This is a genomic window from Nocardia sp. NBC_01388 (assembly GCF_045040085.1).
GTDB lineage: Bacteria > Actinomycetota > Actinomycetes > Mycobacteriales > Mycobacteriaceae > Nocardia.
Window position 1 is genome coordinate 1,914,644 of the sequence record NZ_CP109553.1, and the last position, 21,616, is coordinate 1,936,259.

Sequence of the window (21,616 nt, forward strand, 5' to 3'; positions counted from 1 at the left end):
GGGCGACTCCCTCGTTGGACACCGTGCTCAGCATTGCACGAAGGCCACGCTCCGCACACCGGTTGACCGCCGCGAGGCGTGAAATATTATGTCACGCAAAGACGTCCGCGCGTGCTACATAGACGTCCGAGCGTGCTAGTTTTCACCCCGGCCACCCCGGCCACCCCGGCCACCCCGGCCACCCCGGCCACCCCGGCCACCCCGGCCACCCCGGCCACCCCGGCCACTAAGCCGTCGGGCTCCGAGTTGCCCAGCTGTTAGGTGTTGAGTCGCTCCCAGCCGCCCAGCCGCCCAGCCGCCCAGCCGCCCAGCCGTCGAGTCGCGCTAGGTTGTCGAGTCGGCCAGCCGCCCATCATATTCACTCCGGCGTAGATCGCGTCTTCGCGGAGCCCTGCGCACCCAGCGGGAGCTGCACCCGCAGTGTTCGAATCTCACCGACCAGATCGGCATAACCTTCCTGGACCTGTGCGAACCGCATCGCCGCGTGATGCTGGTGGGCCGCGCTGCCACTGTGGCGCAGCGTCCGCTGCATCTGCGCGTAGGTGGCGGCGATGTGGCTGATCACCTCGCCGAGGGAATGGGTGTGCCGGCGCCCGGCGGTCGGGCGCGGCAGATGCAATGCCGACCACTCGTCGATCCGGCCGATGACTTCGCTGATCTGCCCGCGCACAGTGCGGTCGTCGAAGTCGGCTGGTCGCCGGGCCGGGGATACGGTCGCGGTGGTGAGGGTGGAGTGCAGGTCGGCCAGTTCGCGCGCCCAGCCGATCAACGGGGAACCGCCCTCGAGATTGCCCGCGACGGCGAGCAGTAGTTCGCGAGCGTCCAGCAGCCCCTCGGCCGGTCGGACGCGCTCGCGATCCCAGATATTGCGGGTCGGCGCCTGAGATGTCTTGGCGGCCCGTGCTATTCCGTTCATCCCCGGCCCCTCGACTGTGCGTCCGCTGAGTACCCGTCGGGCAGCGTGCAGCGGGTGAACGTCCGAGTCCCATCGGTGAACCGCCGGGTGTTCTCGCACAAGGTGATCAGCTCCGCCGCAACCGCATCCGGGCGGTGGCGAGGTTCCTCGAGTTCTACGATCAGTCGCCCCGTCACCGCCGCCGCGAGCAGCCGGATGACCGCCCGTCCGGCATCCGGCGGGAATTCGAGGACACCGGCCGCTGCCGTCGTGGCGGCGTCCTCGATCAATGCGACATAGATCGCATCGACGTATTCGATGAGCTCCGGCCGTCCGAGCCGACTGAGCTCGGTGGCCGCATCGAGTTGGGCGACAGCCGGAATAGAGCCGATACGCGATTCCACCAGCACCTGATCGTCCGCACTGGGCGCATCGGTGGATTCGGCGGGCCGCGGCGGCTCGGCCGGGGCGGAGGTCGCGTCGAGGTAGTGCACCTCGACCGCGGTCCGGGCGAGCTGCGCGACGGCCGCGCGTTCGGAGGGCCCGAGGTCGGTCAGGTGCTCGCGCGAGGGCACGATGAGTTGTGCTCCCTTCGAATCCTCGATCGACTCGAGGATGTACCACAGCACATCAGCGCGCCGCGGCGTGTCGAAGACCCGATCGAGGTCGATGCCCCAGTGCTGCGCGGTCTGCCGGAGGCGGGGCAGGACCGTCGCGGCACTGCTGTCCCGATCGAGCTCGGCGACCATCTCGCGCAGCAGCAGCTCGGGAGCGATCGGTTCGAAAAGCACCTCCCCTTCCCCGAATTCGCAACGGGCGGCGTACTCGCGAAACGCTTGCAGTACGACGCGGCGGACATTGATCGGCAGCAGTTCCGTACGGGCATATCCGAACCACATGAGTATGTTCCCGGGCTAGTTTCTGGGTGAGCGTCAACGCCTGCGGTCGGGATGCGCGGGTCTGCTTTCCGATAGCGATGCGGAGGGGTAGCGCGAGTCGATCGTGAGGTAGGTATCCGCATCACCGGTGGTCATGTATTGATTCAATCGTCGAAGAGATTCTGCGGCAATGACATTCGACAGGGCAGTCCGGGTGGAACCGCCCATGAGGATGACATCGGCGGTCCCGATCAGGACATTCGGAGTTCTCATGCGGTGGCGAGCTGGTATTCGATCGGCGAATGCGGTGTGCGCGTACCGGTATCGAGCGCCTGTCGCACCGCGTGGCATACATCCTTGACGTCGGACCGTGGTGAGGAGAGGGTGGCCGCCTGCGCCATCCGGCCGAGGCGGTCGGCGACTCTTCCGCTGTCGACCTGGCTGGTCAATGCCAGCGAGGCATTGGCGAAGGAGACGGCCTCGCCGATCTGACCGAGCCGGAAGGCTCCGGTGGCGATGGTGATGTTGTCGAAAAGGATGCTGCGCGCGGGTCGTCCGGGTGCGGAGGCGGCCAGCGATGCCTGCGCGCCTTCCACCGCTGCGAGGGTATAGCGTTCGACGGCCGGACCGCTTGCGGTGAGCGCGTATTCGCTGTGGATCACCGACTGCATACCGGTGAATTCACCGGGGGTGAAGAACACTCGGGTCCACGGGTCGATGAGGTCACCCACACGGGCGATCTCGTCCTCGGCGCGGCCCAGCGCGAACCGCATTCGATTGGCATCGCCCATCATGGCGTGCGCCCAAGCCTCATTGGCGTACAGCCGCGCCGATTCCCCACTGCTGGCGGCATCTTGGGCGGGCATCTGGCCGAGTTGGAACATGCGCAGGGCGGTGCGCGGATCATGTTCGATCAGGTTGATGCGACCCAGGACGTAGAGCGTGGAGGCGACGAGGCTGTCCGCACCGGCCCGGCGCGCGAAAAACAATGCCAGCGTGGCATATTGGCGCGCGCGATACTGGTCGCCCACATCATGGAAGGCCCACCCGACCAGACGCGCGAGATCGGCGGAGGCGATCAGCATCGAATGTTCGCGCGCTTCACCACGGCACCGCGCCAGCAGTGCGGTCGTCAATGTCAGGAGGTTGACGGCAGATTCGGCCACCGCGGAGCCGCCATGGCTCTGGTCGACCTCGCGCAGCCGGGCGGTGGCGCTGCGCACGAAGTCGAGATCGAACTGCCCGGTATTGCCGAGGGGCGCTTCGGACGCTCCCTGGTCAAGCGGTGGGAGCCACGGCGTGAGGATGTCGGGAGAGCCGACGACCGCGGTGGCGAGCGCTTCCAGCAGAGTCGTTTCCCGTTCGCGCTCATCAGGTTCCGGGCGCAGGTCGGTGTGGTGTGGCGGTGGGGGAGGACTCGACGGCGTGGGCGAACCGATGGTCGCCGGATCCGGTGCGCCGATGGCGGCCAGCAGGCCGCGATAGGTTTTGTTCGGCCGGTTGACCTCGCCGAGCTCCCAGCGCGCCACATGCCGCTCGGAACAGGCGACATTGATGCCCTGCCGCCGGCCCTGCTCATTGACCAGCTCGGCGAAATCGCTACGGCTGAGCCCTAATTGCGTGCGGCGGAAGGTACGCAGATATCGACCCCAGGAGCTGAGGGCCGCGGCCTGGGGGTCGCTCTGGTCGGGTTCGGTGTCTGTGACGTCCATGGTCCCCGCCCTTCTTCGGCTCGCTGAAAGCGCAGGTGCGGTACGACGTTGGGCCACTAGCCTTTTCGCGCGATAATCGTGCCTGATAATCTAACCTGATAATCAGAATTATGGAATAGTGGCGTCCGAAGCGCAGCCCGATACGGTGGGGAGCCATGGCGAGAACCGCACGAAAAGTGCTCCTGGGACGGGAAATCGACGCGATGTTGCGCCGCGCGCGCACCACTCAGGCCGACGCGGGCAAGCTGATCGGGGTCAGCCAGTCGCGCATCGCGGCGGCGGTCGCCGGCAATGGCAATCTCAGTGCCGACGATCTCGAACAGCTGGCGCGCAAGCTCGGGGTCGTCGATGAGGCCTACATCCGGATCGTGCTCGATCTGCGCGGTGACAACCATCGCCGCGGGTTCTGGACCTCGGGTTACCGCCGCGCCTATATCGAGGAGCTGCGACTGCTGGTCGACCTCGAGGATGTGGCGGACCGGCTGCGGGAAACCGGTGCCGAGATCGTGCCCGGACTCCTGCAGCACCCCAACTACATTCGCGCACTGCACGAACCCCTGCAGCTCGACCCGGACGATCCGGACGCGGTGACGGTCGAGGACTATGTGGAGGCGCGGATCGCCCGTCAGCAGATCCTGTTCAAGCGCCACGCACCCGAATCCCACACGATCCTGTCCGAATCCTGCCTGCGGCGGACATACGGCGGTGATGCGGTGATGCTCGATCAGCTCGTGCACCTCATCGAGCTGTCCCAGCGCCCGAATATTCAGATCCAGGTCATGCCGTTCACCCACCAGGCGCCGGGCGCGGGCATGGAAGATCGCTACATCCTGGTCCGGGTGCCCTCGCCGGGAGCCGCGGGCGACCTCGAAATGGCGGTGGTGGAGGCGCAGGGCGAGATCCGCTACATCGACGACAAGCCCGCGGTCGGCATCCGCGACAAGATCTTCAACCGCCTCGCCATGACCGCGCTCAGTCCCGCCGACTCCCGCCAGTTCATCGAACACCTCGCCCGCGGTCTGCGCAGTCGGCCGACTGTGCATCGATAGCCCGCGAACCGCTCAACTGAATAGGAATCACGATGTCCAGCAATGACTTCGAGCCACGGCAACTCGATACGCACAAGCCGAGCTCGGCACGCATCTACCACCACATGATCACCGGTGAGGTGATCTTCGAATCGGATCTGCCCTTTATCCACCGGCTCTACGCCGATATCCCCTTCTATCCGCTCTGGGCCCAGCACAATCGCCGGTTCCTGGGCCGCGCCGTGCGATACATGGCGGGCAAGGGAATTCGCCAGTTCCTCGATATCGGTTCGGGCCTGCCGACCGGGGGCAATACGCACGAGGTCGCCCGGGAGCTCGTGCCCGACGCCCGCGTCGTCTACGTCGACAATGACGAAGAGGCCATCAACCGGGCCCGCGATCTGCTGCAGAGTGAACAGGTGCTCGACACCACCGCGATGGTCGACGCCGATCTGCGCGATCCGGCGCGCATTCTCGAACACCCTGACACACAACGCCTTATCGACTTCTCCGAACCGGTCGGCCTGCTGGTGGTCTCGGTGCTGCCCTGGGTGACCGACGCCGATGAGCCCGCAGCCCTGATCAAGCAGCTGCGTGATGCGGTTGCGCCCGGCAGTCACATCGCGATGACACATGTGTCACTCGAAGACGCAGGGCAGAAGATCAAAGAGCAGGTAGCGGCCGGCGCGGCGGTCTTCACCGACGCGAGCACACCGGTCACGCTGCGCAACCGGAACCAGTTCGCGACGTTCTTCGAGGGTTGGACGATGGCCGAACCGGGCATCACCTACGCCACGGACTGGCACCCCGATCAGCCGGTCGATACCGACGACTACGCCCGCTCCTGCAACTTCGCCGCTGTGGGAAGCCTTCCCTAGCGCAGTCAGATGCGCCGTGCGGCCGCCGACGTCGCCGGCGCAGTTCGAAAGGATCCACCATGCCGAGGACACCCACTGTCGGACAATTCCTCAAAGCGGCCGCGAGCTCACCGCAGCAGGCCTGTGTCATGGTCTACCGCGACGATCACCGAACCCTGATGTGGGACGACAAACTCACCGATTCGTTCGACACCGCGGAATCGCGTGTCCCCGCCGAACAGTGCCTGACCTTCGATCACGACCAATTCGAGGTCATCCAGCAGGCATTGCGAACGGGCAGGCCACTCCGGCGGATTCTGCTCATCGTGCAGGGCGCCGACGGCCTCTACGAATTCAGCGCCTCGCCCGAATGCGAGTCCTCGGTCGGAGCCGCCAGACTGTACTTCGACCACCTCGAATACTCCGCATTCGTCCAGGCCGTCAAGCAGAACGAGTTCGAGCGCTCGGCATTCCTTTTGCCCGCGAGTGGTGAACTCCGACATTAGGAGCGGCGCCGCGGGATACACCGGGCAGGGCCTGATGATATATCAGTAGTTGCCCAGGCCGCCACAGACATTGAGCGCCTGGGCGGTCACAGCTGCCGCACCGCCACTGATCAAATAGGTAACCATCGCTGCCACTTCGTGGGGTTCTACGTAGCGTCCTATGGGCACCCGGGCGGTGATGCGATCGAACACCTCGTCCTCGTCGACGCCCCAGATGTCCGCGTAGTGTTCGCGAACCTGTTCTGCCATGGGTGTTTCGACGAAGCCCGGGCACACGGCGTTGACAGTGATCCGGGTTTTGGCCAGTTCCAGGCCGAGCGATTTGCTGAAGCCGACAACGCCGTGCTTGGAAGCGGTGTAGGGGGCTGCGTGGACGACGCCCTGTTTTCCGCCGGTGGATGCGATATTGATGATCCGGCCGGCGCCGCGGTCCAACATCCCGCCTCGGGTCAACACTGCCTTGGTCATGAGGAAGACACTGTTGAGATTGGTGTTGATCACATCCAGCCAGAGCTCGTCGGACACCTCGGCGGTGGCGCCGCCGCCGGGGCGGCCCGCATTGTTCACGAGAATGTCGATGACGCCGTATCGATCGCGGGCGGCCTGGACGAAGGTGCGGATCTGCTCGGATGAGGTGACATCACATGTGCTGCCGTCGACGTCCAGATCATCGGACCGGAGTTGTTTGACCAACTCGGCCACGGCATCGGACTGTCGTGCGCAGACATAGACCGAAATGCCCTCGCGGGCCAGGGTCTTGGTGATCTCCAAGCCCATTCCGCTGGTTGCGCCGGTAACCACCGCTACCCGCCGGTCCGGGGGTGCCTGATTTGTTGCTGCCATGGCAGGCAGTTTTCGGAAGTGGGCTCGGGCCTCGGTCGAATTCGGCTGTAGCGCTGATCCGAGCCGAATTCGAGTCGAATTCCATTGTGTCTCTGGGCAGTTCGCGGAGAGTGGCCGCAGACAACGCCAGAAAGGGATGTGTAGATGTATTTCGTCTGGATGATTACCTCCGACCGGAGCCCGCGATGAGCCGACGCGTCGTCATTACGGGCATCGGGGTGCGGGCCCCGGGTGGGCGCGGCACCAAAGAATTCTGGGATCTGCTGACCCAGGGGCGAACCGCGACACGGCGGATTTCGTTCTTCGATCCTTCTCCCTATCGGTCGCAGGTCGCGGGCGAAGCCGACTTCGATCCCGTCTGGGAGGGGCTGAGTCAACGAGAGATCCGCCGTATGGACCGTGCGACGCAGTTTGCGGTGGTGTGTGCGGGCGAAGCGGTGCAGGACAGTGGACTGGACTTCGCCGCGCTGGATCCGGCGCGGGTCGGTGTGACCCTCGGCAGCGCGGTGGCCGCGGCCACGAGCCTGGAGCGCGAGTATCTGGTGCTGTCCGATTCGGGCAAGAACTGGCTGGTTGATCAGAACTGGCTATCACCGCACATGTTCGACTATCTGGCGCCGAGTGTCATGCCGGCCGAAGTGGCATGGCGAGTCGGCGCGGAGGGGCCGGTGGCCATGGTGTCCAACGGCTGTACGTCCGGCCTGGACTCGGTGGGACATGCCATGCAGCAGATTCAAGAGGGCAGCGCCGATGTGATGATCGCCGGCGCGGCCGATACCCCGATCACGCCCATCGTCCTGGCCTGTTTCGACGCTATCAAGGCGACGACATCCCGCAATGACGAACCGGAGACCGCATCACGACCGTTCGATCGCTCCCGGAGCGGATTTGTGCTCGCCGAGGGCGCGGCGATGTTCGTGCTGGAGACGTATGAGCATGCCCGGCGTCGGGATGCGCACATCTACGCCGAGGTGTCCGGTTATGCGACACGCTGCAACGCGTACCACATGACCGGTTTGCGGCCCGAGGGCCGCGAGTTGGCGGAGGCGATTCGCGCCTCTCTTGATCACGCCGGAATCAACAGCACCGCAATCGATTACATCAATGCGCACGGTTCGGGAACCAAGCAGAACGACAGGCATGAAACAGCGGCGTTCAAACGCGCTCTGGGCGATCACGCCTACCGAACACCGGTGAGCTCCATCAAGTCGATGGTGGGCCATTCGCTGGGTGCGATCGGGTCGATCGAGATCGCAGCCTGCGCGCTGGCCATCGAATACGGGATGGTTCCGCCGACAGCCAATCTGCACGAGCCGGACCCCGAGTGCGATTTGGACTATGTGCCATTGACCGCGCGAGAGCGGCAGGTAGACGCCGTGCTGACCGTCGGCAGCGGTTTCGGCGGCTTTCAGAGCGCCATGGTGCTGGAACGACCGAAGGGATCGTGGGCATGACCGCGACCGTTGTCACCGGACTGGGTGTCCTTTCTCCGAATGGTATCGGCACACAAGCCTTCTGGCAGGCGACCCTGGAGGCACGCCACGGCTTCGGCGCGTTGTCGCGTTTCGAGATCGGCCGCTACCCGGTGCAGGTGGCGGGCGAGATAGGCGAGTTCGATGCGGCCGAACACCTTCCGAGCCGGTTGCTGCCACAGACCGATACGTCGACCCGGCTGGCCCTGATTGCGGCCGCCTGGGCGTTGGCGGACGCGGCTGTCGACCCATCCGCGATGAACGACTACGACATGGGTGTAGTGACCGCAAATGCGTTGGGCGGCTTCGACTTTACCCACCGCGAGTTCCGGAAGCTGTGGACCGAGGGTCCGCAAGCAGTCAGTGTCTACGAGTCTTTCGCGTGGTTCTACGCGGTCAATACCGGGCAAATCTCCATCAGGCACGGTATGCGGGGGCCGAGCAGTGCGCTCGTGGCCGAACAGGCAGGTGGGCTCGATGCCATCGGCCATGCGAGACGGACCATTCGGCGAGGCACACCGTTGGTTGTCAGCGGCGGAGTGGACTCGGCCTTCGACCCGTGGGGCTGGGTATCGCAGATTGCGAGTGGCCGACTGAGTGAGTGTTCGGATCCGGCCCGCGCCTATCTGCCGTTCGACGCGGATGCCCGCGGATTCGTACCCGGCGAGGGCGGCGCCCTGCTGGTTCTCGAGGATGCAGAGGCAGCGGTACAGCGGGGCGCGCCTCGGATCTATGGGGAAATATCCGGATACGCGACAACTTTCGATCCAGCGCCGGAATCGGGCGGCGAGCCCGGTCTTCGCAGGGCGATCGAACTCGCCCTGTCCGACGCGGGGATAGACAGTGCGGGCATCGACGTCGTCTTCGCGGACGCGGTGGGTGTCCCGGAGTTGGATCGCCTGGAGGCCAAGGCTTTACGTGAGGTATTCGGTCCCTTCGGTGTTCCGGTGACGGCCCCGAAGGCTGCTGCCGGACGTACCTATTCGGGCGGTGGGCCGCTGGACATCGTCGGCGCCCTGCTCGCGATCCGTGATGGGGTCATCCCGCCGACGGCCGGGACCACCTCGGTGCCTGATGAATACGAGCTCGACCTGGTGCGCACGGCGCCGCGCACCGCGAATGTCACCACGGCCCTGGTACTCGCGCGTGGGCTGTGGGGCTTCAACTCGGCCGTTGTCGTGCAGGAATGGCACGCTCCCGCCGCCCTCTGACGTTGCTCCCGACCCAACCATCTGATCGAAGGATCGATATGAAAGTCATCAGTTTCGAAGATCTACGCCGCATCCTTGTCTCGAGTGCCGGCGCGCCCGAGATCGAGGTCGGCGAAGGCGAATTCGCCGATACCAGCTTCGAGGATCTCGGGTACGAATCGCTTGCGCTGATGGAATCGGCGGCGGCGATCGAACGTGAGTACGGAATCAATGTTCCGGACGAGGAACTCACCCAGGTCAAGACTCCGCGAGAACTGACCGATCTGGTGAACGCCACGGGGAAGGCGGTTCAATCGTGAGCTGGTCGCTGCGCAACGTCGAGCATTCCGACGTGGTCGATGCGCCGGCAGAACGCCTGTACGACCTGGTTTCGGATGTCACACGCTGGCCCGTCATATTCGGACCCTGTGTGTACGCGCGCCGCCTGGAGCAGACCGACGATGCGGAGCGTATCGAGCTGTGGGCGCAGACCAACGGGCAAGTCAAGTCCTGGACCTCACGCCGGGTACTGGACGCGGCCGGTCATCGAGTTTCCTTCCGGCAGGAACGCACTGCCGCACCGATCGCGGCCATGTCGGGGGAGTGGTCCTTCCCCGCGGTAGGCGATGAGCGCACGAAAATGCTTCTGAAGCACGGGTTCTCGGCTGTCGACGATGATGCCGGCGCGCTCGAATGGATCACCACGGCTGTCGATCGGAACAGCGTGCAGGAGCTGAATGCGCTGGGCAGGGTGGCCGCGCTGGACCATCCGGTCGACGATATCGTCTTCAGTTTCGAGGACCGGCTGGAGATTCCGGGGGCGTCCGCCGCCCGAGCCTACGATTTCGTGTCCAGGTCGGACCTGTGGCCGCAGCGGCTCCCGCATGTGGATCATGTCGACCTGCGCGAATCACCCGGCGGCGTGCAGGAGATGACGATGGACACGGTCACGCCGGACGGGCTGCGGCATACGACGAAGTCGATCCGCGTGTGCTTCCCGCGCGAGCGGATTGTGTACAAGCAGACGATCCTGCCGGACCTGCTGTCCGGTCACAGCGGGGTGTGGGAGTTCGCGGATGTTGCCGGACAACTTGTGATTTCGTCGCGCCACACCGTCGCCGTCGATCCCTCCGCGATCGACGGCGTGCTCGGGCCCGGAACAACTCTGGCAGCGGCTCGGGACTACATCCGCGGGGCGCTCGGCGCGAACAGTCGAACGACCATGAGCGCAGCTGGTGAGTACGCCGCGCGGGCGGCGTACCCGGCATGAGAATTCGCGGCGACGTAGACGAGCAAATAATTGATCTCGGCGCGGGTGTCCACGCGTACCTGCAATCTCCCGGAGGGTGGTGTGTCAGCAACGCGGGCGTCATCGCCGGAGGTGATGGCGCACTGGTCATCGATACCCTCGCGACCGAATCCCGTGCACGCCGACTCCGTGAGATCGTCGACGGGCTGGCGCCCGGACCCGCGCGAACCATCGTCAATACCCATCATCACGGCGATCACAACTTCGGCAACCATGAGTTCGGGCGGGCGGCCACCGTGATCGCGCACGAGCAGGCACGCATCGAGATGCAGCAAACCGGACTTGCGCTCACTGCCATCTGGCCGGGAGTGCAATGGGGACAGGTGCGGGTCACCCTGCCCACGGTCACCTTCGCGGATCGCATCGCGGTTCATATCGGCGAGCACCGCGTGGAACTGATCCACGTCGGGCCCGCGCACACGACCAACGATGTGGTCGTATGGCTGCCAGAACGGCGGATCTTGTTCGCGGGCGATGTTGTCATGGCCGGTGTGACACCCTTCGTGCTCTTCGGTTCGATCTCCGGATCACTTGAGGCCCTTGCGGAATTACGTGCGCTGGAGCCGGAAACGGTGATTGGCGGGCACGGGCCGATCGCCGGCCCGGAAGTGCTGGAGCAGACCCGGACGTACTTCGAATGGGTATGGGAGTTGGCCGCGGAGGGGCTGCGCGCAAACAGGACGCCCATGCAGGTGGCGCGGGCCGCGGATCTCGGCTCCTTCGCGCACCTGGTCGACTCCGAGCGCATCGTCGCCAATCTGCATCGCGCCTACGACGAACTCCGTGGACATCCACCGGCCCGGCCGCTGGATGTCGACACCGTCTTCGGTGAGCTGATCGAGCTCAACGGCGGGAAGTTGCCGACATGTCTGGCGTAGGCACACCGTTCGACAGCATGGTATTCCGCGAGGCTATGGCGCGGTTCCCGAGTGGCGTCACGATCGTCACCGCGCTCGACGAACGGCAGCGGCCGCACGGCTTCACCGCTAGCTCGTTGTGCTCGGTCTCCGCGGATCCGCCGCTGATTCTCGTGTGCCTGGCCAACTCCGCCAGGTGCTTTCCGGTCTTCTCGACAAGCTCGGCGTTCACGGTGAACATTCTCGGGACCGATCAGACAGTGCTGGCGCGAACCTTCGCTAGCGGTTCGGCCGACAAATTCGCGGAGGGCGCGTTCCGGCATTCTCCGCAGGGCGGACTCAGTCTGGACGGGGCGGTCGCGGTGCTCGATTGTACTGTGCACGAACAATATCCGGCGGGGGACCATACCATCATCGTCGGCGCGGTCACGATGGTCGATCTCGGTGAACGGCGAGATCCGGCGGTCTACTGGGACCGCCGGTTCACGCGAGTATGTGCGTCGGAGACCATGCCCCGGCCCCTCCGGTGATTCCGGCTCAGCGTTGCGACAGTTCGTGGCGTGCGAAAACGGTTGCGGCTATGTCGAATCGGAGTGCGAGGTGGGTCACTCCGATATTGATGTCGCGCCAGGCCCGTTCCTGCGTGCTTCCCGCTGACTGGGCGGACGTGCCCATGGACTGCCACAGGCGCTGCGCGGCAGTGGATATCAGCTGCGCGGCGAAGCCGGCATCGCGGCCGGTCCGTGCCAGGTATGTGTCGGCGACGTCGTCATCGGCGAACTGGGCGAGCCGGCGCAGCAGCAGATCTGCGGTGTCTATCTCGACGGCCGCCTGCGCCAGAATCTCGTTTCGCCTGGCATTGTCCGCATGCTGTGGATCGCCGTCGGCGGTGCGGGAATTGCGCTCTGCCGCCCACGCCGACCAGGCGGACAGCATGGATCGGGCGGCGCCCAGCACCGGCGCCGCGAATCCCAGTCCGTTGATCGCCACGTGCGGTACCCGGTGGCAGCAGGACTCGAGGTCATCGCGTCCGTACATCACTTCGTCGCGAGCGCACACGCGTGCGGAGGGCACGTAGACGTTTTCGACGATGACGGTATTGCTCCCGGTGCCGCGCATGCCCGTTGAGTTCCAGGTTTGCTCGATGGTGTAGGTCCGTCGTGGAACCGCGAAATATCGCAGGGCGGCCGGCGTGGGGTCGGTTCCTTCGGTATGCGCGCACAGCAGCGCCCAGTCCGAGAAGTCCACCGCCGAGACGAAAGACCATCGGCCGCTGAGCATCCAGCCGCCGGCCACCGGTACGGCGCGGCCGCTCGGCATCAGGCCGCTGACGATGAAAGTATCGGGACCGTCCTGCCAGAGCTCGGCCTGGCCGTCCTCGGGCAGGTAGGCGGCCATCCGCGGAACTCCCGCGGCAAGGCTCGCGACCCATGCTGTCGATGCGCATTCCTGCGCGACAGTTGTGACCGCGGAAAGAAAGTCACTGAATGTTCCTGCCACGCCACCCCACCGGCGCGGCACGAAGTGACGAGGAAACCCGGCCTCGCTGACGGTCGTGATCACGTCTCGGTGCAGCAGCCGATCTCGATCCGCCCGCACCGCGTGCTGTCCGGCGACCTTCGCCAATTGTCCGGAACCGTAAAGCAGTCCGGTCGTACTCGATGTCATGGATGCCCCTTCGTCGGATGCTGGGCGTTGGCTCCACCTGCAGCCTCTACGACCCGCCTCGAGTTCTGCTCGACACTGATCGCGGCCGAATCCTGCACTCCTCGAGCGGATCTCGACCGGCACGCACCAGGCTGGGATTGTCGATACGTAGATGAAGGGACGGCTTGACCAATGAGCGACGACGAACGCTGGATTCTGGTGCTGGGCGCCACCGGCAGGCAGGGCGGCAGCGTTGCCCGGCATCTCCTGAAGAGCGGCTGGCGCGTCCATGCCTTTGTTCGGGATCTGGACAAGCCGCAGTCGAAGGAGCTCGCGGCCCTGGGCGCGGAGCTGGCTTGCGGTGACCTGGACGACCCCGCATCGGTCCATCGAGCGCTGACGGGAGCCTATGGCGTATTCACCGTCTTCACCCCGACCCATGGCAATGGCCTGGACGGGGAGGTGCGCCACGCGAAACTGCTGGCGGACGCGGCCGCGGCCGCCGGTGTACAGCACCTCGTGCACAGCTCGGTCGGCGGTGTGGAGAACCCGGGTGGGGTGATCTGGCGGGTAGCGAAGCTGGAGGCCGAGGAGCACCTGCGGGCATCCGGTGTGCCTGCCACTTTCCTTCGACCGGTGTACTTCATGGAGAACTTCCTGGATTGGCCGCCGGTCAGCCGGAATGACGGATCGTTCGCATTCAGCCGGGCGCTGTACCCGCATACGAAGCTGCAGGTCATCGCGTCGCAGGATATCGGTTTCTTCGTTGCGGATGCCTTCGGTGATCCCGATCACTGGATAGGTCGAGCAGAGGAGATCGCCGGTGAAGCGCTGTCCGGTCCGGAAATCGCCTCCGCCTTCGCCCGGCATACAAGGAGTGCTGTCACGTTCGATGAGATCCCGATTGACGAGCTGCGGGCGAAGGACCCGCTGATGGCGAAGACATTCGAATGGTTCAATGATATCGGCTACCGGGCAGATATCGCGGCGCTGCGGGCCGCGCATCCAGATATGCTCACATTTTCGCAGCTATTGGAAATGCGCGAGTGGACGCTGGTGGAGCCGGTGAATCGAGTCTGAAAATTCGAGGCACGCAATCGGATGACTTCGGGCGATCTGATAAGCTGTGCCCATGTCATCCGATGCGGCTAAGTCACGCCGTTCGCCGCAATCCGAGGAACGCGTGCGCGATGCGGAACGGTCGTGCCGCGCTCTGGTTGACGCGGCACTGAGTGAATTTTCCGCCAAGGGCTATGCGGGCACGAGAGTCCAGGATATTGCAAACCGGGCGGGCTTGAACAAGCAGCTCATCAGTTACTATTTCGGGGGTAAAGAAGGGCTGTATCGAGAGATACAGCGCCGGTCGGCCGAGCGTGGGAAAGTGGACGCCGACGCCGATCAGACACTCGAAGAAATTGCGCTGCAGTACCTCGATGCGGGACTACGGGACCCTCGTTATATTCGCTTGGCACTGTGGCGTGGATTGACCGATCCGGCGGAGTTCGAGAACGCCGATGTGGATGTACTGGAAGATCAGATGCTGGATCAGGATGTTGCGAATGTCGAACGCGCACAAGCGCGGGGCGAGATCGCGGCGGACCTGGATCCGGGCTTCGTGCGGCTTGTTCTGATGAGCATCATCATGGCTCCCGGTGTGCTGCCCCGGAGTGCGCATCATCTACTCGGACACGATCCCGGCAGTGCTGAATTCCGGGCGAAGTACGGTGAGCAGGTGCAGCGGCTGATCGCGCACCTGCAGGATCACGGGCCTGATGCGACGGGTGACCGCCCGTCGCATCAATCGGACTGAGAATCAGCCGACAAGCCAGGTCAGATCGTCCTGCGGACCGTTGAGACCAGGATCGTTGGACAGAATGGCCTGGTGGAGCCGGCGCAGCGGAATCGAAGGCTCCACGCCGAGTCCGTCCACGAGCGCGCGTCGTGTGCGGTGGTATGCCTCCATCGCGCGCCAGGCGTTCCCGGACCGATAGAACGCCAGCATCAGCCGTGCGCAGAGGTCCTCATCCATGGGGCACTCCGCGGCGAGCATGCAGAGTTCGGCGAGCAGCGCCGAATGGCGGCCGAGATGGAGATCCATATCGATGCGTTGCCCCAGGACGTGACGGCGCTTCTCGTCTATTCCGACTGCTTCCACGGACAGTAATCGACCACATTTCACGTCGACGAGTGTCGGACCACGCCACAGTGCAAGTGCTTGTGCGTAGCGTTCGGATGCGGTCTTGTAGTCCCCGGCATCCTTGGCATCGGTGCCGGCCGATGCCAGGATTTCGAACTTCTGGAGATCGGAGTTCGCTTCCTCGGTGAGCAATCGATACCCGCCGTAACAAGTCGCCAGCAGGTCTTTCGGCGAGCATCTGGCGTTTCCGGTCTTCGCCAATCCATTTCGGAGTTGCAGAATGTAAGTCTGTAGTGTGGTAGATGCACTGCGCGGTGGTCGCTCATCCCAGAGTTCGTCGACGAGCGAACTGGTTTGAACAATCTGGCTGCGGCGGATTGCAAGCAGTGCAAGAACTTGCCGCGGTTTGCTTGCGCTCGGGACGATCGACACCTCATTGACCGAGATTTCAATCGGACCCAACAGCTTTATTTCCATGACGCCTACTCTCATGCCCACCCGTTGAGAGATGACGCCGTTGTCATCGAAAGCTTGCTTTGCACTCCGATGACAGGTTACCTCAGTTAAGTATAACGACCGAAGTTATATGCGTCACATTGATTATCATATTGTGTGGACTGGTGACGTAATTTGTGCATAGGCCAGTAGTGAAATGTCCAATGGAATTGCACTACATTTCACACCAAGCGGTTTGTATATCGAGTTGTCGTCGAATCCTCTCTACTGTGCCTGGGTGGTGTAAATCGACGTGCGCTCGATGCGTGCCATGAAGACTGCGGGCAGCGTGGCGAGGACGGTGGCCGCGAGCACCCAGATGAATGCGGTCCCGAATGCCGACGCCTGTTGTGATACATCCGTGCCGGCGTTGTCCAGATGCTGTTGCAGCACGACCACGAAGAGTGCCGTGCCCACCGAGCCGCCGACACGCTGGAGCATATTGAGGATCGGAGTGGCATCGGTGACCTCGTCGGGTCCTACGGCCCGCAGGGCCGCGGTCATGGCCGGCATTCCGGCCATGCCGAGTCCGAATCCGCGCACCACCAGGGCGATACTCAGTAGCCAGTAGGAACTTCCGGGCCCGATCACTATGAAGGGGATGGTCGCGGCAACGCAGATGATCCCGCCGACGACAGCCGTCACGCTGCCGATCTTCTCGAACAGCCTGCCCGACAAGAACATTGCCACCGCTGCGCCGAGCCCCTGCGGTGCGAGCAGCATGCCCGTCGTCACCGCGTCATCGTGCCGGATCACCTGGTAGTACAGCGGCATCAGAATCATTCCGCCGAAAGTGGCTGCACCCATTGCGAATACGGCTACCGAAGCGGATGCGAAGACGCCGTTCCGGTAGATGCGCAGGTTCAACAGCGGGTTGCGCGCTCGCAGCGCCCAGACCGCGAATGCGGCGATGAGTGCCAGGCCCGCAACCGCAGGGGCGACGCCGTGCCAGAGCCGGGCCGAGCCGCGTTCGCTCGCCTGTGTCAGACCATAGGTCAGCGCGGTCGCTCCGCCGGACAGGAGTAGCAGGCCGACCAGGTCGAGTCGTCCGCCGGTCTGCGGAGTGTCCGGCGGCAGCATGCGTACGGCGAGCGCGATTCCGATGATCCCGATCGGCACATTGATCCAGAAGATCCATTGCCAGCCGGCGTGCGCCAGCAGCAGCCCGCCGACGGTGGGCCCGATCACCGGGGTGAGGACCATGGGAATGCCGATGGCGCTCATGGCCCGCGCCAGTCCGCGCTGTCCCGCGGCTGCGACGAGGATGGCCTGGCCGACCGGCATCATCAATCCGCCGCCGATGCCCTGAAGGGCGCGGAAGGCGATGAGTGTGCCGACATTGTGCGCCAGGCCGCAGAGCAGCGAGCTGACCACGAATACGGCCAGCGCGATCGTGTACATCCGGGCGGCGCCGAAGCGCCGAATGAGCCACGCGGACATAGGAATCACGGCTGCCAGTGCGAGCAGGTAGCTCGTGACCACCCACTGGACGGTTCCCAGGGTGACGTCGAAGTCTACGGAGAGATTGTGTAGCGCGACATTGACGACGGTCGCGTCCAGGAAGGCCAGGATCGCACCGAGCAGCACTACCACGATGACCCGTTTGGCTTCGGCGGTGAGTGCCGGAGGTGGTTCGGGCGGGGTGGATGTCCCGGGGTTGGGATCCTGCGCCGAGGAGTCGGTTGTCGGTTCGTCGCGCACGCTCATACGACGATAGTCATCCCATGAGATGTGATTGTCAACCCATTGGATGATTAATTGAGTGCTCGTCGAGAAGCTTGCGGAAGCGGGTCAGTCGCTCGATCTCCGCGTCCGCGCCGCCCGCACCGCGGCGATTCGACAGGCAGAGGTGAGTCACACCGGCCGCTTGCCAGAAGTCCAAGAGGGCCAGCCACTCTCGTTCATCGACCAGTTGCAGCGGGATGCGCGCTTCGATGCCGAACTGTTCGAGCGGACGGCCGTGCGCGACGACCAGTTCGCGGAGTTTGCGAACCACCTCGAGCCCGTTCTGGGGCTCTCTCATCAATGGCCCGAAGAACTTGAACCCGTCGGCCACCCGGGCGATGCGATCGAGCAGCACGGCGCGGGGTACGCCTCCGGTCTTGAAATCACCGGCGCCCATCCACAGTGGAATCGGTCGATCGGGTCGCGGATTCAGCGCCACCTCGGGCAGTTGGACGAACCGTCCTCGATAGGTCAGATTCGGTTCCGTCCACAGCAGCCGCATCACCTGCACCTGTTCTTCGAGCAGTGCGCCGCGGTCCGCGGGATCAACGCCGAACGCGCTGAGCTCTGCGCGATTCCAGCCGACGCTGACCGAAAGCCGAAGCCGCCCACCGGAGAAGATATCGATCTCCGCGGCCTGCTTCGCTGCCAGTGCCGCGGATCGAAGCGGCAGCAGCACCGAGGCGGCGATCTCCAACCTGGTGCTGAGGGCCGCGACGAAGGCAGCCTGTGTGAAGGCCTCGTGCCATGGTTCGCACGGGGAGATGCCCGCCGGCCAATCCGGCACCCGGGCCGTGAGCACATGCTCGCCGAACCCGAGGTGATCGAACCCCAGTTCCTCGAAAGCTTGTACATAGTCCCGCAGTTCCACGCGGGTATCGAAATACGGCAGGTCGCCTCCGATCTTCAGTTGACGCCCGGTGGTTCCGCTGAGCTGTTGGTCGGCCATGCGAGTTCACTCCATTCACAAGAGGAATCGGTTGCGAACTGCATAGTGGCGACGCTCGGCTCGAGGGCGGGTCGAGTCTCACTCGAATTCGGTCCCAGCGGTATTCGAGTGGGCCTCCAGACCGGGTGCCGATGCTGCGGGAGTACCAGACCGACACCGAGGACCGGTGTGATGCACAGCGAAGGGACCAAACCTGTGACGAAGACGAAGTCCGGACCAGTTGCCGGTCCATCCGGTTCCCTGCCCTCGGGCGTCAGCCTCACGGCGGTGGGAATCGCGGTGGGGCGGGCCATGGAAACCGTTCGAGAAGATCGGCTCTTCAGCGATCCGTTCGCGCAGGCCTTTGTCGATGCGATCGACGAGGCTCCGGTCGGGCGGATGCGAGAGTTCGCCGGTTACGTTGCCGTGCGAACGCGTTACTTCGACGACCGGCTGCTCGCGGCGCGGGTGCGCGGCTGCAGTCAGATCGTGCTCCTCGCGGCTGGACTGGATGCCCGGGCCTTCCGGTTGAACTGGCCGGCGGGAACGCATGTATTCGAGCTCGATCTGCCGGATCTGCTGCGATTCAAGCGCCGGGTTCTGGAGGGGCTCGGCGCCGTGCCGACCAGCGACGAACATGCCGTGGTCGAAGCCGATCTTCGGCAACCGTGGTACGCGCCGCTCGCGGCCGCGGGTTTCGATCCGTCGCGGCCGACCGCATGGCTCGTGGAGGGACTGCTGCCGTACCTGACTCGCGCCGAGAACGACGCGCTGCTGGCAGAGATCGCCCGAATCTCGGTGCCCGGCAGTGAGATTGCGCTCGACCATCTCAACGTGTCGAGTAGGCAACGGCATTCGACGACCATGGCAGAGACTCTGGTCGGGATCGACGCCCAGTGGCAGGACGCCGTCGATGACAGTGCGCCCTGGGCCTGGCTTACTGCGTGGGGCTGGGAGGTTGTCGACTCGCCCCTGATCGGTGAGCTGGCGGGGCGTTACGGACGCGGTGCGCAGCTTTCGCCCGAGATTGCGGCCCAGCCGAGCGGTGTGGTGCACGCGCGGAGGGCGATGTGAACGCACTCGTGATGACTGTCGGACTGCAATGCGTGGTCTACACCGAGCCGGCCGGGGACGTGCACACCATTCCGTACTCGCTCGACTTTTCCGTCCGGGCACCGCGAACCGCTCGACCCGGGCAGGAGTTCACCGTCGAACTCACCGCCGGGCCGATTCTCTTCCACCCCAAGTTCAGCAGTCGCATATGGAATCTTCGACTGCGGATCGCGGCGCGTGGCGAGGTGCGGGGAGTGCGGTATTCCCTGTCGGGAGGCGATATCGAAACTGTCGGTCTGGCCGACCAGGATCAGCCCGGCGGGTTCGTGCTGTGGGTTCCGGGCGCCATTCCGCTGGGAACGCCCTTCGTGCTGCCGACCGTAACGGCCAGTGCCACTGCTGATTACGGCGAACTGCTGGTCGGACTCGAATCCGGCCGGGCTGTGTGGGAATACCAGTGGGAGCAGTCCGCCAAAGGCTGGGCCGGGACCGTGACGGGCCGGACCACCGGCGCCCAGCCATCTCTCGCCACTGTGGCGATCGAAAACTGATCCGGAGGACCAGATGCTCGCTGTCTCGCTGCACCGATACGGCGGTCCGGAAGTATTGCAGACCGAAGAGGTGGACATCCCGCGGCCGGGACCCGGACAGGTGCTCCTCGCGGTGGAAGCGGTGGCCGTCGGATTCGCGCAGACTCAGATGAGACGCAATGAATTCCCGGGTCCGCTCTGGCATCCGACCTTCCCCGTAGTGCTCGGTGGTGATGTCATCGGTGTCGTCGAGAAGACGGGTCCCGGCGCCGGGAGCTTTCACGAGGGCGATCGAGTCGGCGGATACCTGATGCACGGGGCATACGCCGAATGGGCAGTGGCGAATACCGAGTCGCTGATACCGATCCCCGGCCAACTCGATGCGGCCGAGGCGACCATTCTGGCGGGCGCCGGGCAGATTGCCGCCGGAGTCATGGCTACGGGAGGATTCCGGCCGGGCATGAGTGTCCTGGTGCATGCGGCATCCGGGGCTACCGGGCATCTTGCGGTGCAGTTCGCCAAGGTGGCGGGTGCGGGCCAGATCATCGCGACGGCAAGCGCCGCCGACAAGCGCGAGTTCGCCCGTAGCCTGGGCGCCGATGTCGTGGTGGATTACACCCGTCCCGGGTGGGCCGAACAAATCAGGCGGGCGACCGGTGGACGTGGCGTCGATTTGATTCTCGACAGTATCGGCGGGGACGTTCTGCTGCAGGGTGTCGACTTGCTCGCTCCCGCAGGGCATTTGGTCTTCTATGGATCAGCGGGTGGTGGCGCGGTCATCCCGCAGGTATCCGTGCTGGATCTGGTCGCGCTGAAGTCGGTATCCGGATTCTCCTTGACGGCCTGGCGAACCGCCAGGCCGTCCGAGCACCTCGATACCGTCAGCGACCTGACACGCTGGTTGTGCTCGGGGCAGGTGCATACGAGCGTGTTCGCCAGGCTTCCGCTGTCGGCCGCCGCCGCGGCGCACCGCCTCGTCGAACAACGGCTGCACCGCGGACGGGTTGTGCTACTACCGGAGCTCGATCGCCGTTGATCGCCGGGTCTGCGCTGGTCAGCGGATTTGATCGTGCGTCACCAGGCGCGAACGCGCTGCGACAGCACCGTCTTCGTCGATCAGTACGTCGTGAACGACACAGCTGGGCGCGATTTCCGGCTTGGAATTCGGCCGAACGGTAACCACCAGGGCATACACGGTGGATCGAATGCTCCCGTCGGCGCACATTTCGAGGTCGATGTGGTTGAACCAGTGCCGTCGCTGGACCGGATCATTGTCGAATCGGCGATGGAAATTCTCCAGTTCCGCCACGATCCCCTCCGGCGTGATCGCCGGTTCGGCATCGGGTGAATGCTGGAAACTGCCATCCGGAGTGAACGTCGCCGCGTACTCCTTGAATCGGCAATCGTCGAGAGCCTGCATCTGTCGGGCGTAGAACTGCTGCACTCGGGTGTAGAGCTCGGGGGAGACGTTCGTCGGCATGGCTGGATTCCTTCGTCGGACCGCTATCGGCGCTCCCAAGGTTCTGCGACGGCGGTCGAAATCAGCTCGAGCGC

General features: G+C 64.6%; 24 protein-coding genes. 15 read left to right on the forward strand and 9 right to left on the reverse strand.

Annotated elements, in window-relative coordinates; all coding sequences use genetic code 11:
- Window positions 1-132 precede the first annotated feature (132 nt).
- Window positions 133-261: a hypothetical protein gene (locus tag OG716_RS08870; protein ID WP_405137174.1), complete on the forward strand. Its 129-nt coding sequence runs from the start codon at window positions 133-135 to the stop codon at window positions 259-261.
- 97 nt (window positions 262-358) lie between these two features.
- Here the strand turns inward: OG716_RS08870 and OG716_RS08875 are convergent, their stop codons facing one another.
- From OG716_RS08875 to OG716_RS08885, 3 genes are all read right to left on the reverse strand, one after another.
- On the reverse strand, window positions 359-916 hold the full coding sequence (locus OG716_RS08875) for a hypothetical protein (protein ID WP_405137175.1): 558 nt from the start codon (window positions 914-916) through the stop codon (window positions 359-361).
- Window positions 913-1,794: a hypothetical protein gene (locus OG716_RS08880; protein ID WP_405137176.1), complete on the reverse strand. Its 882-nt coding sequence runs from the start codon at window positions 1,792-1,794 to the stop codon at window positions 913-915. Before OG716_RS08880 ends, OG716_RS08875 begins: the two co-directional genes overlap by 4 nt.
- Window positions 1,795-2,042: 248 nt before the next feature.
- Window positions 2,043-3,485 (reverse strand): hypothetical protein, encoded by a 1,443-nt coding sequence (locus tag OG716_RS08885; protein ID WP_405137177.1) that lies wholly within the window; start codon window positions 3,483-3,485, stop codon window positions 2,043-2,045.
- Window positions 3,486-3,640: 155 nt separating this feature from the next.
- Here OG716_RS08885 and OG716_RS08890 point away from each other — a divergent pair, with 155 nt between their 5' ends.
- From OG716_RS08890 to OG716_RS08900, 3 genes are read left to right on the forward strand one after another with little or no spacing between them, the layout of a single operon-like run.
- Entirely contained in the window at window positions 3,641-4,534 is an 894-nt protein-coding gene (locus tag OG716_RS08890) for a helix-turn-helix transcriptional regulator (protein WP_355121705.1), read from the forward strand.
- 32 nt (window positions 4,535-4,566) lie between these two features.
- Window positions 4,567-5,391, forward strand: coding sequence for an SAM-dependent methyltransferase (locus tag OG716_RS08895; protein WP_405137178.1), 825 nt, complete (start codon window positions 4,567-4,569; stop codon window positions 5,389-5,391).
- Between the two features lie 59 nt (window positions 5,392-5,450).
- The gene (locus OG716_RS08900; protein WP_405137179.1) at window positions 5,451-5,876 is read left to right on the forward strand and encodes a hypothetical protein; all 426 of its coding nucleotides are present in this window, start codon (window positions 5,451-5,453) and stop codon (window positions 5,874-5,876) included.
- Window positions 5,877-5,918: 42 nt separating this feature from the next.
- Here the strand turns inward: OG716_RS08900 and OG716_RS08905 are convergent, their stop codons facing one another.
- Window positions 5,919-6,719, reverse strand: a complete 801-nt coding sequence (locus OG716_RS08905; protein ID WP_405137180.1) for an SDR family NAD(P)-dependent oxidoreductase — start codon at window positions 6,717-6,719, stop codon at window positions 5,919-5,921.
- A gap of 185 nt (window positions 6,720-6,904) precedes the next feature.
- Here OG716_RS08905 and OG716_RS08910 point away from each other — a divergent pair, with 185 nt between their 5' ends.
- Genes OG716_RS08910 through OG716_RS08935 form a run of 6 tightly spaced genes read left to right on the forward strand, consistent with a single transcriptional unit; the run spans window position 6,905 to window position 12,077 of the window.
- Window positions 6,905-8,173, forward strand: coding sequence for a beta-ketoacyl-[acyl-carrier-protein] synthase family protein (locus OG716_RS08910; RefSeq protein WP_405137181.1), 1,269 nt, complete (start codon window positions 6,905-6,907; stop codon window positions 8,171-8,173).
- Window positions 8,170-9,402, forward strand: a complete 1,233-nt coding sequence (locus OG716_RS08915) for a ketosynthase chain-length factor (RefSeq protein WP_405137182.1) — start codon at window positions 8,170-8,172, stop codon at window positions 9,400-9,402. The genes OG716_RS08910 and OG716_RS08915 overlap by 4 nt, the downstream gene beginning before the upstream one ends.
- Before the next feature lie 38 nt (window positions 9,403-9,440).
- On the forward strand, window positions 9,441-9,701 hold the full coding sequence (locus OG716_RS08920) for an acyl carrier protein (RefSeq protein WP_405137183.1): 261 nt from the start codon (window positions 9,441-9,443) through the stop codon (window positions 9,699-9,701).
- Window positions 9,698-10,651 (forward strand): aromatase/cyclase, encoded by a 954-nt coding sequence (locus OG716_RS08925; protein ID WP_405137184.1) that lies wholly within the window; start codon window positions 9,698-9,700, stop codon window positions 10,649-10,651. The genes OG716_RS08920 and OG716_RS08925 overlap by 4 nt, the downstream gene beginning before the upstream one ends.
- Window positions 10,648-11,568, forward strand: coding sequence for an MBL fold metallo-hydrolase (locus tag OG716_RS08930; RefSeq protein ID WP_405137185.1), 921 nt, complete (start codon window positions 10,648-10,650; stop codon window positions 11,566-11,568). Before OG716_RS08925 ends, OG716_RS08930 begins: the two co-directional genes overlap by 4 nt.
- A gap of 17 nt (window positions 11,569-11,585) precedes the next feature.
- Window positions 11,586-12,077 carry a flavin reductase family protein gene (locus tag OG716_RS08935; protein WP_405137186.1) on the forward strand — a complete coding sequence of 164 codons (492 nt, stop codon included), beginning with the start codon at window positions 11,586-11,588 and terminating at the stop codon, window positions 12,075-12,077.
- Between the two features lie 7 nt (window positions 12,078-12,084).
- On the opposite strand, the gene OG716_RS08940 is transcribed toward OG716_RS08935, so the two are convergent.
- On the reverse strand, window positions 12,085-13,215 hold the full coding sequence (locus OG716_RS08940; protein ID WP_405137187.1) for a hydrolase: 1,131 nt from the start codon (window positions 13,213-13,215) through the stop codon (window positions 12,085-12,087).
- 171 nt (window positions 13,216-13,386) lie between these two features.
- Here OG716_RS08940 and OG716_RS08945 point away from each other — a divergent pair, with 171 nt between their 5' ends.
- Together OG716_RS08945 and OG716_RS08950 are read left to right on the forward strand one after the other, a co-directional pair.
- Entirely contained in the window at window positions 13,387-14,274 is an 888-nt protein-coding gene (locus OG716_RS08945; RefSeq protein WP_405137188.1) for an NmrA/HSCARG family protein, read from the forward strand.
- A gap of 52 nt (window positions 14,275-14,326) precedes the next feature.
- Window positions 14,327-15,004: a TetR/AcrR family transcriptional regulator gene (locus tag OG716_RS08950; protein WP_405137189.1), complete on the forward strand. Its 678-nt coding sequence runs from the start codon at window positions 14,327-14,329 to the stop codon at window positions 15,002-15,004.
- A 3-nt stretch (window positions 15,005-15,007) separates the two neighbouring features.
- Here the strand turns inward: OG716_RS08950 and OG716_RS08955 are convergent, their stop codons facing one another.
- From OG716_RS08955 to OG716_RS08965, 3 genes are all read right to left on the reverse strand, one after another.
- Window positions 15,008-15,808, reverse strand: a complete 801-nt coding sequence (locus tag OG716_RS08955; protein WP_405137190.1) for a BTAD domain-containing putative transcriptional regulator — start codon at window positions 15,806-15,808, stop codon at window positions 15,008-15,010.
- A 243-nt stretch (window positions 15,809-16,051) separates the two neighbouring features.
- Window positions 16,052-17,533, reverse strand: coding sequence for an MDR family MFS transporter (locus OG716_RS08960; protein ID WP_405137191.1), 1,482 nt, complete (start codon window positions 17,531-17,533; stop codon window positions 16,052-16,054).
- Window positions 17,534-17,564: 31 nt separating this feature from the next.
- A complete protein-coding gene (locus OG716_RS08965; protein ID WP_405137192.1) occupies window positions 17,565-18,500 on the reverse strand; it encodes a TIGR03619 family F420-dependent LLM class oxidoreductase in 936 nt (311 codons plus the stop codon).
- A gap of 195 nt (window positions 18,501-18,695) precedes the next feature.
- Between OG716_RS08965 and OG716_RS08970 the strand changes: the two genes are divergently transcribed.
- From OG716_RS08970 to OG716_RS08980, 3 genes are read left to right on the forward strand one after another with little or no spacing between them, the layout of a single operon-like run.
- The gene (locus OG716_RS08970; protein ID WP_405137193.1) at window positions 18,696-19,553 is read left to right on the forward strand and encodes an SAM-dependent methyltransferase; all 858 of its coding nucleotides are present in this window, start codon (window positions 18,696-18,698) and stop codon (window positions 19,551-19,553) included.
- Entirely contained in the window at window positions 19,550-20,083 is a 534-nt protein-coding gene (locus OG716_RS08975; protein ID WP_405137194.1) for a hypothetical protein, read from the forward strand. The genes OG716_RS08970 and OG716_RS08975 overlap by 4 nt, the downstream gene beginning before the upstream one ends.
- A gap of 13 nt (window positions 20,084-20,096) precedes the next feature.
- Complete coding sequence (locus tag OG716_RS08980; protein ID WP_405137195.1) at window positions 20,097-21,098, forward strand: zinc-binding alcohol dehydrogenase family protein; 1,002 nt, start codon at window positions 20,097-20,099, stop codon at window positions 21,096-21,098.
- A gap of 18 nt (window positions 21,099-21,116) precedes the next feature.
- Here the strand turns inward: OG716_RS08980 and OG716_RS08985 are convergent, their stop codons facing one another.
- Entirely contained in the window at window positions 21,117-21,542 is a 426-nt protein-coding gene (locus OG716_RS08985; protein ID WP_405137196.1) for a nuclear transport factor 2 family protein, read from the reverse strand.
- Window positions 21,543-21,616 lie beyond the last annotated feature (74 nt).

Coding starts and splice junctions, on each gene's coding strand:
- OG716_RS08895 (WP_405137178.1), top strand. CDS start 4,567: ATGTCCAGCAATGACTTCGAGCCACGGCAACTCGATACGCACAAGCCG.
- OG716_RS08905 (WP_405137180.1), bottom strand. CDS start 6,719: ATGGCAGCAACAAATCAGGCACCCCCGGACCGGCGGGTAGCGGTGGTT.
- OG716_RS08985 (WP_405137196.1), bottom strand. CDS start 21,542: ATGCCGACGAACGTCTCCCCCGAGCTCTACACCCGAGTGCAGCAGTTC.
- OG716_RS08950 (WP_405137189.1), top strand. CDS start 14,327: ATGTCATCCGATGCGGCTAAGTCACGCCGTTCGCCGCAATCCGAGGAA.
- OG716_RS08955 (WP_405137190.1), bottom strand. CDS start 15,808: ATGGAAATAAAGCTGTTGGGTCCGATTGAAATCTCGGTCAATGAGGTG.
- OG716_RS08885 (WP_405137177.1), bottom strand. CDS start 3,485: ATGGACGTCACAGACACCGAACCCGACCAGAGCGACCCCCAGGCCGCG.
- OG716_RS08920 (WP_405137183.1), top strand. CDS start 9,441: ATGAAAGTCATCAGTTTCGAAGATCTACGCCGCATCCTTGTCTCGAGT.
- OG716_RS08935 (WP_405137186.1), top strand. CDS start 11,586: ATGGTATTCCGCGAGGCTATGGCGCGGTTCCCGAGTGGCGTCACGATC.
- OG716_RS08940 (WP_405137187.1), bottom strand. CDS start 13,215: ATGACATCGAGTACGACCGGACTGCTTTACGGTTCCGGACAATTGGCG.
- OG716_RS08910 (WP_405137181.1), top strand. CDS start 6,905: ATGAGCCGACGCGTCGTCATTACGGGCATCGGGGTGCGGGCCCCGGGT.
- OG716_RS08875 (WP_405137175.1), bottom strand. CDS start 916: ATGAACGGAATAGCACGGGCCGCCAAGACATCTCAGGCGCCGACCCGC.
- OG716_RS08930 (WP_405137185.1), top strand. CDS start 10,648: ATGAGAATTCGCGGCGACGTAGACGAGCAAATAATTGATCTCGGCGCG.
- OG716_RS08960 (WP_405137191.1), bottom strand. CDS start 17,533: ATGAGCGTGCGCGACGAACCGACAACCGACTCCTCGGCGCAGGATCCC.
- OG716_RS08880 (WP_405137176.1), bottom strand. CDS start 1,794: ATGTGGTTCGGATATGCCCGTACGGAACTGCTGCCGATCAATGTCCGC.
- OG716_RS08965 (WP_405137192.1), bottom strand. CDS start 18,500: ATGGCCGACCAACAGCTCAGCGGAACCACCGGGCGTCAACTGAAGATC.
- OG716_RS08890 (WP_355121705.1), top strand. CDS start 3,641: ATGGCGAGAACCGCACGAAAAGTGCTCCTGGGACGGGAAATCGACGCG.
- OG716_RS08915 (WP_405137182.1), top strand. CDS start 8,170: ATGACCGCGACCGTTGTCACCGGACTGGGTGTCCTTTCTCCGAATGGT.
- OG716_RS08900 (WP_405137179.1), top strand. CDS start 5,451: ATGCCGAGGACACCCACTGTCGGACAATTCCTCAAAGCGGCCGCGAGC.
- OG716_RS08980 (WP_405137195.1), top strand. CDS start 20,097: ATGCTCGCTGTCTCGCTGCACCGATACGGCGGTCCGGAAGTATTGCAG.
- OG716_RS08945 (WP_405137188.1), top strand. CDS start 13,387: ATGAGCGACGACGAACGCTGGATTCTGGTGCTGGGCGCCACCGGCAGG.